The organism is Enterobacter sp. Lyrl_3, from assembly GCF_051948675.1.
Classification (GTDB): Bacteria; Pseudomonadota; Gammaproteobacteria; order Enterobacterales; family Enterobacteriaceae; genus Enterobacter; species Enterobacter cloacae.
On record NZ_JAYJLI010000017.1, the window covers coordinates 1 to 13,894 of the forward strand.

Annotated in this window: 12 protein-coding genes and 1 other RNA gene; 9 read left to right on the plus strand and 4 right to left on the minus strand. The window is 56.6% G+C overall.

All coding sequences use genetic code 11. From position 1 onward, the window contains the following. Nucleotides 1–23 precede the first annotated feature (23 nt). Nucleotides 24–917, minus strand: a complete 894-nt coding sequence (argP, locus tag VF709_RS20930) for a DNA-binding transcriptional regulator ArgP (protein ID WP_008499727.1) — start codon at nt 915–917, stop codon at nt 24–26. A gap of 127 nt (nt 918–1,044) precedes the next feature. Between argP and rpiA the strand changes: the two genes are divergently transcribed. Together rpiA and serA are read left to right on the plus strand one after the other, a co-directional pair. Then, nucleotides 1,045–1,704 carry a ribose-5-phosphate isomerase RpiA gene (gene rpiA, locus VF709_RS20935; protein ID WP_013098630.1) on the plus strand — a complete coding sequence of 220 codons (660 nt, stop codon included), beginning with the start codon at nt 1,045–1,047 and terminating at the stop codon, nt 1,702–1,704. Between the two features lie 268 nt (nt 1,705–1,972). After that, the gene (gene serA, locus VF709_RS20940; protein WP_013098629.1) at nt 1,973–3,205 is read left to right on the plus strand and encodes a phosphoglycerate dehydrogenase; all 1,233 of its coding nucleotides are present in this window, start codon (nt 1,973–1,975) and stop codon (nt 3,203–3,205) included. A 66-nt stretch (nt 3,206–3,271) separates the two neighbouring features. On the opposite strand, the gene VF709_RS20945 is transcribed toward serA, so the two are convergent. The 3 genes from VF709_RS20945 to zapA all read right to left on the minus strand — a co-directional run bounded on the left by VF709_RS20945 (nt 3,272) and on the right by zapA (nt 4,446). Then, complete coding sequence (locus VF709_RS20945; RefSeq protein WP_045902715.1) at nt 3,272–3,868, minus strand: 5-formyltetrahydrofolate cyclo-ligase; 597 nt, start codon at nt 3,866–3,868, stop codon at nt 3,272–3,274. Between the two features lie 23 nt (nt 3,869–3,891). Then, a non-coding RNA gene (gene ssrS, locus VF709_RS20950) (6S RNA) lies at nt 3,892–4,075 on the minus strand. Nucleotides 4,076–4,116: 41 nt separating this feature from the next. Then, nucleotides 4,117–4,446: a cell division protein ZapA gene (zapA, locus tag VF709_RS20955; protein ID WP_006811891.1), complete on the minus strand. Its 330-nt coding sequence runs from the start codon at nt 4,444–4,446 to the stop codon at nt 4,117–4,119. Between the two features lie 168 nt (nt 4,447–4,614). On the opposite strand from zapA, the gene VF709_RS20960 reads away from it, so the two are divergent. The 7 genes from VF709_RS20960 (at nt 4,615) to gcvP (ending at nt 13,829) form a co-directional block, all read left to right on the plus strand. Continuing rightward, nucleotides 4,615–5,193, plus strand: coding sequence for a YecA/YgfB family protein (locus tag VF709_RS20960; protein ID WP_013098627.1), 579 nt, complete (start codon nt 4,615–4,617; stop codon nt 5,191–5,193). A gap of 31 nt (nt 5,194–5,224) precedes the next feature. Continuing rightward, nucleotides 5,225–6,538: a Xaa-Pro aminopeptidase gene (pepP, locus tag VF709_RS20965; RefSeq protein ID WP_104668930.1), complete on the plus strand. Its 1,314-nt coding sequence runs from the start codon at nt 5,225–5,227 to the stop codon at nt 6,536–6,538. Further along, nucleotides 6,535–7,713 carry a 2-octaprenyl-6-methoxyphenyl hydroxylase gene (gene ubiH / locus VF709_RS20970; RefSeq protein WP_149896972.1) on the plus strand — a complete coding sequence of 393 codons (1,179 nt, stop codon included), beginning with the start codon at nt 6,535–6,537 and terminating at the stop codon, nt 7,711–7,713. The genes pepP and ubiH overlap by 4 nt, the downstream gene beginning before the upstream one ends. 12 nt (nt 7,714–7,725) lie before the next feature. Next, the gene (gene ubiI / locus VF709_RS20975; RefSeq protein ID WP_013098624.1) at nt 7,726–8,928 is read left to right on the plus strand and encodes an FAD-dependent 2-octaprenylphenol hydroxylase; all 1,203 of its coding nucleotides are present in this window, start codon (nt 7,726–7,728) and stop codon (nt 8,926–8,928) included. Between the two features lie 397 nt (nt 8,929–9,325). Beyond that, nucleotides 9,326–10,420, plus strand: coding sequence for a glycine cleavage system aminomethyltransferase GcvT (gene gcvT / locus VF709_RS20980; protein WP_028028158.1), 1,095 nt, complete (start codon nt 9,326–9,328; stop codon nt 10,418–10,420). Between the two features lie 23 nt (nt 10,421–10,443). Continuing rightward, entirely contained in the window at nt 10,444–10,833 is a 390-nt protein-coding gene (gene gcvH, locus VF709_RS20985; protein ID WP_013098622.1) for a glycine cleavage system protein GcvH, read from the plus strand. A gap of 122 nt (nt 10,834–10,955) precedes the next feature. Then, a complete protein-coding gene (gcvP, locus tag VF709_RS20990) occupies nt 10,956–13,829 on the plus strand; it encodes an aminomethyl-transferring glycine dehydrogenase (RefSeq protein WP_029883155.1) in 2,874 nt (957 codons plus the stop codon). Nucleotides 13,830–13,894: the final 65 nt, after the last annotated feature.

Here is a 13,894-nt window from a genome sequence, read left to right on the forward strand (position 1 = left end):
TGTGGGAGAGGGAATTCAAGCGATTAATCCTGTCTCAACACCTTGTGCCCGTATGCCAGCAGCGCGTCGGTGACGTTGCGCATCATGCGGCTTTCCGGCGCAAAACGGTGCCAGTAAAGCATCCGGCGCTGATACAGCCCCGGCGTCAAATCAATCAGCTCACCGCTTTTCAACTCCTTTTCAATCTGCAGGTGCGGGATCATGCAGCAGGTGGTTCCCTGACGCGCAAGCTGCACGAAGGCCTCAGACGAGTTCACGATGTGGCAAGGCACGCTGCCCGGTGGCAGGTCAAAGTTTTGTTGCAGGAAAGCCTGATGCATATCGTCCAGATGGTCGAACGCCACGGCAGGTGCCTTAAGCAGCGCGGCGCGGGTGACGCCATTGGGGAAGTAGCGCTCCGCAAAGGCTTTTGAACCGACAAACAGGTAATCCAGCGCGCCCAGTTGATCGACCAGGCAGCTTGGCAGTGCCTGAGGCTGAATACTGACCGCCCCGACCACTTCACCGCGACGCAGGCGTTCCTGGGTGCGGGTTTCATCTTCAACCTGAAGATTCAGACGGATAGGGGAATCGGCCAGAACCGGGGCGAGGGCGGGCAGCAGCCAGGTTGCCAGACTGTCGGCGTTCACCGCCAGCGACAGCAGCAACGGCGTAGAACCCGTTTGTTCATCACCCAGCCATTCGTCTTCCAGCAGTTCAACCTGACGGAGCAGGGCGAGGAGCTTTTGTCCTTGCTCTGTTGGACGCGGTGGCACGGTACGCACCAGCAGTGGCTGCCCGAACATGTTTTCAAGCTGTTTGATACGCTGCGATACGGCGGACTGAGTAATACACAGCTTTTGCGCTGCGCGCTCAAAACCGCGTTCACGAATAACTGCATCAAGTGCCTGTAGTGTTCTGTAGTCCGGACGTTTCATTGCTCTGGCTTACTCCTTAATTTTGCTTAATCTGCACTATGACACAATTTTCCCTTTGTGGCAGACGAATTCCACCTCACGTGTTCTATAATGCGCCCTAAGTTTTCATACCACAGGCAAAACGATCATGACGCAGGATGAACTGAAAAAAGCAGTAGGATGGGCCGCGCTCCAGTACGTGCAACCGGGTACTATCGTCGGTGTGGGTACGGGGTCGACGGCGGCACACTTTATCGATGCGCTGGGCACGATGAAGGGGCAAATCGAGGGCGCGGTTTCGAGCTCCGATGCTTCCACGGAAAAGCTGAAAAGCCTCGGCATTACCGTTTTCGATCTGAACGAAGTGGACCGTCTGGGGATCTACGTTGATGGCGCGGATGAAATCAACGGGCATATGCAGATGATCAAAGGCGGCGGCGCAGCGCTGACGCGTGAAAAGATCATCGCCTCCGTGGCCGATAAATTCATCTGTATCGCGGATGCATCCAAGCAGGTTGATATTCTGGGTAAATTCCCGTTGCCGGTTGAAGTGATCCCAATGGCGCGCAGCGCCGTGGCACGTGAGCTGGTAAAACTCGGCGGACGTCCTGAATACCGTCAGGGTGTGGTCACCGATAACGGCAACGTGATCCTCGACGTTCATGGCCTGGAAATTCTCGACGCGATCGCGCTCGAAAACGCCATCAACGGCATTCCGGGCGTGGTAACAGTAGGGTTATTCGCCAACCGTGGCGCGGATGTTGCGCTGATCGGCACGGCTGATGGCGTGAAAACCATCGTAAAATGATCTGACGGGGGGAGTCCTCCCCCCGCTAAAAAAATTTTGAAAAGCTAAATTCGGTGACTTGTGTCACGTTTTTTGCCCCTCTCTTGCTGAACCTTCCGCATTCACAAATATTTACAGCATTTTACTCTGCTATTTTGCGCTGTATGACTTTTCTTCAGAGTGCCGACGCAAACGTTCATATTGCTGCAATAGTTTTTTTTGATATGTTGGCTAAGCGGATTTCAATCCAGCACAACATCAGTTCAGACAAAAAAACAGGGTCGGGTAAATGGCAAAGGTATCACTGGAGAAAGACAAGATTAAATTCCTGCTAGTAGAAGGCGTGCATCAAAAAGCACTTGATAGCCTTCGCGCGGCAGGTTACACCAACATCGAATTTCACAAAGGCGCGCTGGATACTGAAGAGCTGAAAGCGTCCATCCGTGATGCCCACTTCATCGGCCTGCGATCCCGTACTCACCTGACTGAAGATGTTATTGCTGCGGCGGAAAAGCTGGTCGCTATCGGCTGTTTCTGCATCGGTACCAACCAGGTTGACCTGAATGCTGCCGCAAAACGCGGTATCCCGGTCTTCAACGCCCCGTTCTCCAACACCCGTTCCGTGGCGGAGCTGGTGATTGGCGAACTGCTGCTGCTGCTGCGCGGTATTCCGGAAGCCAACGCCAAAGCCCACCGCGGCGTGTGGAACAAACTGGCCGCGGGCTCTTATGAAGCGCGCGGTAAAAAACTGGGTATCATCGGTTACGGCCACATTGGTACCCAACTGGGTATCCTGGCTGAATCCCTGGGCATGCATGTTTACTTCTACGACATTGAAAGCAAACTGCCGCTGGGGAACGCTACTCAGGTTCAACATCTTTCAGACCTGCTGAACATGAGCGACGTGGTGAGCCTGCATGTGCCGGAAAACGCCTCCACCAAAAATATGATGGGCGCGGAAGAGCTGGCGCTGATGAAGCCAGGTTCCCTGCTGATCAACGCCGCACGCGGTACGGTTGTCGACATTCCCGCGCTGTGCGATGCCCTGAAGCGTAAGCATCTGGCGGGGGCGGCTATCGACGTCTTCCCGACGGAGCCTGCAACCAACAGCGATCCATTTAACTCTCCGCTGTGCGAGTTCGACAACGTGATCCTGACGCCACACATCGGTGGCTCTACTCAGGAAGCGCAGGAGAATATCGGTCTGGAAGTGGCGGGTAAACTGAGCAAATACTCCGATAACGGTTCAACGCTCTCTGCCGTTAACTTCCCGGAAGTGTCGCTGCCGCTGCACGGTGGCCGTCGTCTGCTGCACATTCACGAAAACCGTCCGGGCGTGCTGACCGCCATCAACCAGATCTTTGCCGAGCAGAGCGTCAACATTGCCGCGCAGTATCTGCAAACCAACTCGCAGATGGGCTATGTGGTTATTGATATCGAAGCAGATGAAGATGTGGCCGAGAAAGCGCTGCAGAGCATGAAGGCCATTCCGGGGACGATTCGCGCGCGTCTGCTGTACTAAGGGTGAGGTTTGTAGTGTCGGGTGGCGGCTACGCCTTACCCGACCTACGTCGACTGCACGCCTGTTTCACCATTCCCACAACTTCGATGGCGTCACCACCGCCGGCAACGGCACATCCCACTTCTCGACCGGCAAGGCTTCTACCGCCTGACAATCATGCGCATAACCCACCGGCTGCAACCCGTACTGCTGCCAGTTTTGCAACGTTCTGTCATAGAACCCCCCGCCCATTCCTAAACGCTGGCCCTGTTCATCAAACGCCACCAGCGGCGTAATCAGCACGTCCAGCTGTGACAGCGGCAGCACGTCGCGCACATCCAGCTTCGGCTCGGTGATTTTCAGACGATTCACAACCAGTTCGCTGTGTGGGTGGTAGTGCAGAAACAGCAGGTTCCCTGCGCTAAACGGATGCAGCACCGGCAAATAGACCCGCTTTCCGGCTCGCCAGAGTTGTTCGATGAGTGGCTGCGTATCCAGCTCACCATCAAAAGAGAGAAACAGCGCGACGGTATGCGCCATTACTACAGGCGGATACGCCATCATGCGTGCCGCGGCCTGCTGGGCAAAATGCGCTTGCTGTTCAGGGGTTAACGCCCGGCGACGTTGTCGAATGAGTTGACGAATATCCTGGCGTGAGGCACAAACTTCAGGGAATTGAGTCATGGTAGTGGTAGAAGAAGAGTGAGGGAATCTCCGAGATGCCGCCGCAGGCTGTAACCCTTGAACCCTTGGTTCAAGGTGAATGTGTCGTCATAGTTTTAAGGCTTCTCGGGCGAACCGAGCATGCTCACCAACCATGGAGCGCCACATTCTTGTGGTATGAAATATCGGCTCAGGGGACTGGCCCGCTTGCGAACATCTCAGAGAAATTTTGTCTTCACAGTTACTCTACCATAGTCAACTGAGAAGTGTTATTCAAACTTTGGTCCCGGTCTTTCGGGATTGCGACCTTGATCAAGCAACGCCTGTTCTATGGTCTGCTGGAGCATTTTAATGCGCTGCTCCATGCTTGCCGCGTAGTCGCGGGTCTTCGCTTTTTCCTGAGTCAGTTCATAGCTGATGTTCAACGCGGCGATAAAAACCAGCTGCTCAGTATTTGTGACTCTAGTGCGTTCTTTGAGATCTTGCAACCGCTGATTCAAATCGTCCGCAGCCTGATTCAAAGCATCCCTTTGTTCAGGAGGACAATTCACTCGCAGTGAACGGCCAAAAATCTGGAGATCGACGGGTTGTGCAGACATGCCACCTTCCTGCTGATTGACTGCGCTGCCTTCGCTTACTGCCCCGGGGGCTGCGAAGGGGCGACACTATAGCTACCCTGATGTGAAGATACAAGCCCTTTTCTGGTATCACCAGGGTCCAAAGTGGTAGCATATCATGAATATTCCTCCCTTTGATGACGAAAGCTCATGTCTATACAGAACGAAATGCCTGGTTACAACGATTTAAACCAGTTACTGAACCAGCAGGGTGTGGGTTTAACCCCTGCCGAAATGCACGGTCTGATCAGTGGCATGCTATGCGGCGGAAACAGCGACAGCTCATGGCAGCCGCTGATCCACGACCTGACGAACGAAGGGCTGGCGTTTGGTCATGAACTGGCGGAAGCGCTGCGAAAAATGCACTCGGCAATCAGCGATTCGCTGGAGGACGATGGCTTCCTTTTTCAGCTTTATCTGCCTGAAGGCGACGATGTCAGCGTGTTCGATCGCGCCGATGCGCTGGCCGGTTGGGTAAACCACTATCTGTTGGGGCTGGGCGTAACGCAGCCTAAGCTTGATAAAGTGACCGGCGAAGCGGGTGAAGCGATCGACGATCTGCGTAACATCGCGCAATTGGGTTACGACGAAGAAGAAGATCAGGAAGAGCTGGAGATGTCTCTCGAAGAGATTATCGAGTACGTTCGCGTGGCGGCACTGCTGTGCCACGATAACTTCACCCGCTCGCAGCCAACCGCACCGGAAGTTCGTAAGCCAACCTTACATTAAGAAAAATAACGCACAGGAGGGTGTCATGGTTATCTCGAATCAAGAGTATTCCCGTCGTCGTCAGGCGCTGCTGGCAAAAATGCAGCCCGGAAGCGCTGCGCTGATTTTTGCCGCGCCCGAAGTGACGCGCAGTGCCGACAGTGAATACCCCTATCGCCAGAACAGCGATTTCTGGTACTTCACCGGGTTCAATGAACCGGAGGCGGTACTGGTGCTGATCAAGAGCAATGACACCCACAACCACAGCGTGATTTTCAACCGCGTACGGGATCTCACCGCGGAGATCTGGTTTGGTCGCCGCCTGGGGCAAGAGGCCGCGCCCGCGAAACTGGGTGTGGACCGTGCGCTGGCGTTCAGCGAAATCAACCAGCAGCTCTATCAGTTGCTGAACGGGCTGGATGTGCTTTACCACGCGCAGGGTGAGTATGCGTACGCCGATGAGATAGTCTTCACCGCGCTGGATAAGCTGCGTAAAGGCTCCCGGCAGAATCTCTCCGCCCCGGCCACGCTGACGGACTGGCGCCCGGTGGTCCACGAGATGCGCCTGTTTAAATCGCAGGAAGAGCTGGACGTGATGCGTCGTGCAGGCGAAATCAGCGCGCTGGCTCACACAAGGGCGATGGAAAAGTGCCATCCCGGCCTGTTTGAATATCAGCTGGAAGGCGAGATTCACCACGAGTTCAACCGCCACGGCGCGCGTTATCCCTCTTACAACACCATTGTCGGCGGCGGTGAAAACGGCTGCATTCTGCACTACACCGAAAATGAAAGTGAACTGCGTGACGGCGATCTGGTGCTGATTGATGCAGGCTGTGAATATCAGGGCTATGCGGGCGACATCACCCGTACGTTCCCGGTGAACGGTAAGTTCACTCCCGCGCAGCGCGAAATTTATGACATCGTTCTTGAATCTCTTGAAACCGCGCTGAAGCTCTATCGCCCCGGCACCTCCATCCAGGAAGTGACCGGCGAAGTGGTGCGCATCATGATTACCGGCCTCGTAAGGCTCGGGATTCTGAATGGTGATGTGGATACCCTGATTGCTGAAAATGCGCATCGCCCCTACTTTATGCACGGCCTGAGCCACTGGCTGGGGCTGGATGTGCATGATGTGGGTGCGTATGGTTCAGAACGTTCTCGCGTGCTGGAGCCGGGTATGGTGCTGACCGTTGAACCGGGGCTCTACATTGCGCCGGATGCCGACGTGCCGGAAGCGTACCGTGGAATTGGTATTCGCATCGAAGATGACATTGTCATCACCGAAACCGGTAACGAAAACCTGACCGCGGGCGTGGTGAAAAACGCCGATGACATTGAGGCGCTGATGGCAGCGGCACGCCCATGAGCGTGATTATCGTTGGTGGGGGGATGACGGGAGCTACGCTGGCGCTGGCCATCTCGCATTTGACGAAAGGGCAACTTCCGGTCCATCTGGTGGAGGCCGTGGCGCCAGAGGCGTCCGACCATCCCGGTTTTGATGCCCGCGCCATTGCCCTGGCTCAGGGGACCTGCCAGCAGCTCGCTCGAATTGGCATCTGGCAGGCGATTGCGGATTGTGCGACGGCAATCAACACCGTGCACGTCAGCGATCGTGGCCATGCCGGGTTTGTGACGCTGGACGCGCAGGATTACCGCATTGATGCCTTAGGTCGGGTGGTTGAACTTCACGACGTCGGGCTGCGTCTGTTCCGTTTATTGCAGGATGCCCCGGGTGTGACGCTCCATTGCCCGGCACGCGTCGCCAGCTTCAGCCGCAGCGAAGCGGCGGTCAGCGTGACGCTGGAAAACGGCACGGTTCTGGATGGCCGGCTTCTGGTCGCCGCCGATGGTTCACGTTCTGCGCTTGGCACCCAGTGCGGCGTGGAATGGCGCGCCCAGTCTTACGGACAGGTCGCCGTTATTGCTAACGTTTCTACGGCGGGAGAACACAACGGCAGGGCGTTTGAACGTTTCACTCAGCACGGCCCGCTGGCCATGCTGCCGATGTCAAACGGACGCTGCTCGCTGGTGTGGTGCCATCCTCAGGATAAAGCGGCTGACGTTGAGGCCTGGTCCGACGACCGTTTTTGTACCGAGCTGCAAAAAGCCTTTGGCTGGCGGCTGGGGCGTATTACCCATGCGGGAAAACGCGCTGTTTACCCGCTGTCGCTGACCACGGCATCTCAGTCCATCTCCCATCGCGTGGCGCTGGTCGGCAATGCCGCGCAGACGTTGCACCCAATCGCCGGGCAAGGCTTCAACCTTGGGCTACGCGACGTGATGAGCCTGGCAGAGACTCTGTCCCAGGCGTGGCATGAGCAAAAAGATTGCGGCGCGTATCCGGTGCTCAGCCATTATCAGAAGCGACGCCGGGCCGATAAAGAAGCGACTATCGGCGTCACCGATGGCCTGGTGCATCTGTTTGCCAATCGCTGGGCACCGCTGGTTGCAGGCCGCAACCTTGGGCTGATGGCGATGGAATTATTCATTCCGGCACGTGACGTGCTGGCGCAGCGGACCCTTGGTTGGGTCGCGCGTTAAGGAGTTATCATCGTGCAAAATGTTGATGTCGCCATTGTAGGCGGCGGAATGGTAGGGCTGGCGCTGGCCTGTGGTTTACAGGGCAGTGGTCTGCGCGTGGCCGTGCTGGAGCAAAATCTGCCTCAGCCCGTTGCGCACGATGCGCCGCCGGAACTGCGCGTCTCGGCAATCAATGCCGCCAGCGAAAAACTACTGACGCGCCTTGGCGTCTGGTCAGATATCGTGGCGCAGCGTGCCAGCTGCTATCACGGAATGGAAGTGTGGGACAAAGACAGCTTTGGCCATATCGCGTTTGATGATGAAAGTATGGGCTATAGCCATCTGGGTCATATCATCGAAAATGCCGTCATTCACCATGCGTTATGGCAAAAAGCGCAATCCTGCAGCGACATCAACCTGATGGCGCCCGCGCAAATCCAGCAGGTGGCATGGGGCGAAAACGAAGCGTTTCTCACCCTGCAGAGCGGCGACATGCTCACCGCGCGGCTGGTGGTGGGCGCGGATGGCGCAAACTCGTGGCTGCGTAACAAGGCGGATATTCCCCTGACCTTCTGGGATTATCGTCATCATGCGCTGGTAGCAACCATCCGTACTGAAGAGCCGCACGGCGGCGTTGCGCGCCAGATTTTCCATAACGACGGTATTCTGGCATTTCTGCCGCTGAGCGATCCGCACCTGTGCTCGATCGTCTGGTCTCTGGTGCCAGAAAAAGCACAGCTGATGCGCGAGGCGACGCCAGAGGCGTTTAATCAGGCGCTGTGCATGGCGTTTGATAACCGTCTTGGTCTGTGCACTCTTGAGAGCGAACGCCTGGTATTCCCGTTGACCGGCCGCTACGCGCGCCAGTTTGCGGCGCACCGTCTCGCGCTGGTGGGTGACGCGGCGCATACCATTCATCCGCTGGCCGGACAGGGGGTTAACCTTGGCTTTATGGATGCGGCAGAGCTGGTGAATGAGCTGCGCCGTCTGCACCGCGAAGGTAAAGACATCGGCCAGCATCTCTACCTGCGTCGCTACGAACGCAGCCGCAAGCACAGCGCGGCGGTGATGCTGGCAGGTATGCAGGGCTTCCGCGAGCTGTTTGCCGGGGCAAATCCGGCGAAAAAACTGCTGCGCGACATCGGCCTGAAACTGGCCGACACCCTTCCGGGCGTAAAACCTCAACTCCTTCGTCAGGCGATGGGTCTTAACGATCTTCCCGACTGGTTACGTTAATCTCGATCCCCGTCACACTTTATTTACCCGGCCTCTGCGCCGGGTAAATATCCTCGTTTGAAATAATCTAATTTCACGCCATTTTTCGCATTAGATAATCTAATCTGGCTATTTTTACGTTACGGAAATTTGGCCCGTTTTTCCGCATGAAATATCACCATGTGCTAAATATTGTTAGATCGTTGTTAATTTTGTGCGGGTTGAATCGCATTTTACCAGTGAATAACTCTGTAGGCTTTTCAGCGTTTTTTGGTCATAAGCTAATGTGATGACCTGTTTTACCTTATGGTTAACCGTCGGTTTCGGTGGTAAGTTCAGGTAAAAGAGAACGTTTGCGTCGGTGCCGAATGACGGGGCCGATACCGGGATTCACGGTGAATTTTTCAACGAGGAAAAGATGGCTCAACAGACTCCTTTGTACGAACAACACGTGTTATGCGGTGCACGTATGGTGGACTTTCATGGCTGGATGATGCCGCTGCATTACGGCTCCCAGATTGATGAACACCACGCAGTGCGTACCGATGCCGGTATGTTCGACGTCTCCCACATGACAATTGTCGACCTGCGCGGTAGCCGCACCCGGGAGTTTTTGCGTTATCTGCTGGCAAACGACGTCGCAAAACTGAAGACGCCAGGTAAAGCGCTCTATACCGGCATGCTAAATGCCTCTGGCGGCGTGATTGACGACCTTATCGTCTACTACTTCACTGAAGATTTCTTCCGCCTCGTTGTAAACTCCGCCACCCGCGAAAAAGACCTCTCCTGGATTACCCAACACGCTGAACCATATGCCATCGACATCACCGTCCGTGATGATCTGTCGCTGATCGCCGTGCAGGGGCCGAACGCGCAGGCGAAAGCCGCCACGCTGTTCAACAACGAGCAGCGTGAAGCCACCGCTGGCATGAAGCCGTTCTTCGGCGTGCAGGCGGGCGATCTGTTTATCGCCACCACCGGCTATACCGGTGAAGCGGGCTATGAAATTGCCATGCCGAATGAAAAAGCCGCCGACTTCTGGCGTGCGCTGGTGGAAGCGGGCGTCAAGCCAGCAGGACTGGGCGCGCGCGATACGCTGCGTCTGGAAGCGGGCATGAACCTTTATGGCCAGGAGATGGACGAAAGCGTCTCTCCACTGGCCGCTAACATGGGCTGGACCATCGCGTGGGAACCGGCTGACCGCGAATTTATTGGCCGTGAAGCGCTGGAGATGCAGCGCGAAAAGGGCACTGAACAGCTGGTTGGCCTGGTGATGAAGGAAAAAGGCGTGCTGCGCGGCGAACTGCCGGTACGTTTTACCGATGCAGACGGCAATCCGCGTGAAGGCGTGATCACCAGCGGTACCTTCTCCCCGACGCTGGGCTACAGTATTGCACTGGCACGCGTGCCGGCCGGCATTGGCGAAACGGCGGTGGTACAGATCCGCAACCGCGAAATGCCGGTCCACGTGACCAAACCGATTTTTGTTCGCGCCGGTAAGCCGGTCGCCTAATCATTTTTATCAGGAGAACTTCAATGAGCAATGTGCCAGCAGAACTGAAATACAGCAAAGAACACGAGTGGCTACGCAAAGAGGCGGACGGCTCTTATACCGTTGGGATCACCGAGCACGCGCAAGAGCTGCTGGGCGACATGGTGTTTGTTGACCTGCCGGAAGTGGGCGCGACCGTTAGCGCGGGCGATGACTGCGCTGTCGCGGAATCTGTTAAGGCGGCATCCGATATCTATGCACCGGTGAGCGGCGAAATCATTGCCGTCAACGACGCGCTGAGCGACTCCCCGGAACTGGTCAACAGCGAACCGTATGAAGGCGGCTGGATCTTCAAGATCAAAGCCAGCGACGAATCACAGGTTGCTGCGCTGCTGGATGCCACCGCATACGAAGCCCTGTTAGAAGACGAGTAAGCCATTATCCCTCTCCCTTCGGGAGAGGACAGGGGTGAGGGTGCCCATCTTCCCCTTACCCTAACCCTCTCCCACAGGGAGAGGGAACTTATATTCACTGCACGTTTCAGGAACCATCGCTCATGACACAGACTTTAAGCCAGCTTGAAAACCGTGGCGCCTTCATTGAACGTCACATAGGGCCGGATGCTCAGCAACAGCAGGAGATGCTGAAGACAGTTGGCGCGGATTCATTAGACGCACTGATCGGCCAGATCGTGCCAAAAGACATCCAGCTTGCCACGCCACCACAGGTGGGCGAGGCGACGACTGAATTTGCTGCGCTGGCAGAATTAAAGGCCATTGCAGCCCTTAACAAGCGCTATAAGTCTTACATTGGCATGGGTTATACCAACGTGCAGTTACCGCCGGTGATCCTGCGCAACATGCTGGAAAACCCGGGCTGGTATACCGCGTATACCCCCTATCAGCCGGAAGTGTCCCAGGGCCGTCTGGAAGCGCTGTTGAACTTCCAGCAGGTGACCCTGGATCTGACCGGTCTCGACATCGCCTCTGCGTCTCTGCTGGATGAAGCGACCGCCGCGGCAGAAGCCATGGCAATGGCGAAACGCGTGAGCAAGCTGAAAAACGCCAACCGCTTCTTCGTGGCGGCGGATGTTCATCCGCAGACGCTGGACGTGGTACGCACTCGTGCGGAAACCTTTGGCTTCGACGTGATTGTCGATGATGCCGACAAAGTACTGGATCACCAGGATGTCTTTGGCGTGCTGCTACAGCAGGTGGGCACCACCGGCGAAGTGCATGACTACAGCGCGCTGATGACCGAACTCAAATCCCGCAAAGTCGTTGTCAGCGTCGCCGCTGATTTTATGGCACTGGTACTGTTGACGGCGCCTGGCAAACAGGGTGCGGATATCGTCTTCGGCTCTGCGCAGCGCTTCGGCGTGCCGATGGGTTACGGCGGCCCGCACGCGGCATTCTTTGCGGCAAAAGATGAATTCAAACGCTCCATGCCTGGCCGTATTATCGGTGTGTCAAAAGACGCTGCCGGTAACACTGCGCTGCGCATGGCGATGCAGACGCGTGAGCAGCATATCCGCCGCGAGAAAGCGAACTCCAACATTTGTACCTCGCAGGTTCTGCTGGCTAACATTGCCAGCCTGTATGCGGTGTTCCATGGTCCGGTTGGCCTGAAACGCATCGCCAGCCGCATTCACCGTCTGGCCGATATTCTGGCCTGCGGTCTGCAGCAGAAAGGCCTCAAACTGCGTCACGCTCACTACTTCGACACCCTGTGCGTTGAAGTGGCGGACAAAGCGGCGGTGCTGGCGCGTGCTGATGCGGCGCAAATCAACCTGCGCAGCGACATCCATAACGCGGTCGGCATCACCCTCGATGAATCCACCACCCGTGTAGATATCGTCAACCTGTTTAACGTGTTGCTGGGCGACGCGCACGGTCTGGATATTGATACGCTGGACAAAGAGGTCGCGCTCGACAGCCGCTCAATTCAGGAAAGCATGCTGCGTAACGATGCGATCCTGACGCACCCGGTCTTTAACCGCTACCACAGCGAAACCGAGATGATGCGTTACATGCATTCTCTGGAGCGCAAGGATCTGGCGCTGAACCAGGCGATGATCCCGCTGGGTTCCTGCACCATGAAGCTGAACGCGGCGGCGGAGATGATCCCTATCACCTGGCCTGAGTTTGCCGAGCTGCACCCGTTCTGCCCTGCCGAACAGGCGGAAGGGTATCACCTGATGATCAACCAGCTCTCCGACTGGCTGGTGAAACTGACGGGTTACGATGCGCTCTGCATGCAGCCAAACTCTGGCGCGCAGGGTGAGTACGCCGGTCTGCTGGCGATCCGCCACTATCACGAGAGCCGTAACGAAGGCCACCGTGATATCTGCCTGATCCCAAGCTCTGCCCACGGCACCAACCCGGCCTCCGCCCAGATGGCGGGGATGGAAGTGGTCGTGGTGGCGTGCGATAAGAACGGCAACATTGACCTCGCTGACCTGCGTGCGAAAGCCGAACAGGCGGGCGATAAGCTCTCCTGCATCATGGTGACCTATCCGTCGACTCACGGCGTGTACGAAGAGACCATACGTGAAGTGTGTGAAGTGGTGCATCAGTTTGGCGGCCAGGTCTATCTCGACGGTGCGAACATGAATGCGCAGGTGGGCATCACCTCGCCGGGCTTCATCGGCGCGGACGTTTCGCACCTGAACCTGCATAAAACCTTCTGCATTCCGCACGGCGGTGGCGGCCCGGGTATGGGGCCAATCGGCGTGAAAGCACACCTGGCACCGTTTGTTCCAGGCCATAGCGTGGTGCAGATCGAAGGGATGCTGACCCGTCAGGGCGCGGTGTCAGCGGCACCGTTTGGTAGCGCCTCTATCCTGCCAATCAGCTGGATGTACATCCGCATGATGGGCGCGGAAGGGCTGAAAAAGGCAAGCCAGGTGGCGATCCTGAACGCTAACTACATCGCGACCCGCCTCAAGTCAGCCTATCCGGTGCTCTACACCGGTCGTGATGGCCGCGTGGCGCACGAGTGCATTCTGGATATTCGTCCGCTGAAAGAGCAGACCGGCATTAGCGAGCTGGATATTGCCAAACGTCTTATCGACTATGGATTCCATGCGCCAACCATGTCGTTCCCGGTTGCGGGTACGCTGATGGTGGAGCCAACGGAGTCCGAGAGCAAAGCCGAGCTGGACCGCTTTATTGATGCGATGCTGGCCATCCGCATGGAGATCGACCGCGTGCAGGACGGCGAATGGACGCTGGAAGACAACCCGCTGGTCAATGCGCCGCACACGCAGCATGAAATGGTGGCGGAGTGGAATCACGGTTACAGCCGTGAACTGGCGGTCTTCCCGGCCGGTGTGGCAAACAAATACTGGCCAACCGTGAAACGTCTTGATGACGTCTACGGTGACCGTAATCTGTTCTGCTCCTGCGTACCAATGAGCGAATACCAGTAATCGTGTTGATGTAGTAACGTAGGCCGGGTATGGCGAAGCCGCCATACCCGGCTTTTTTATTGGGA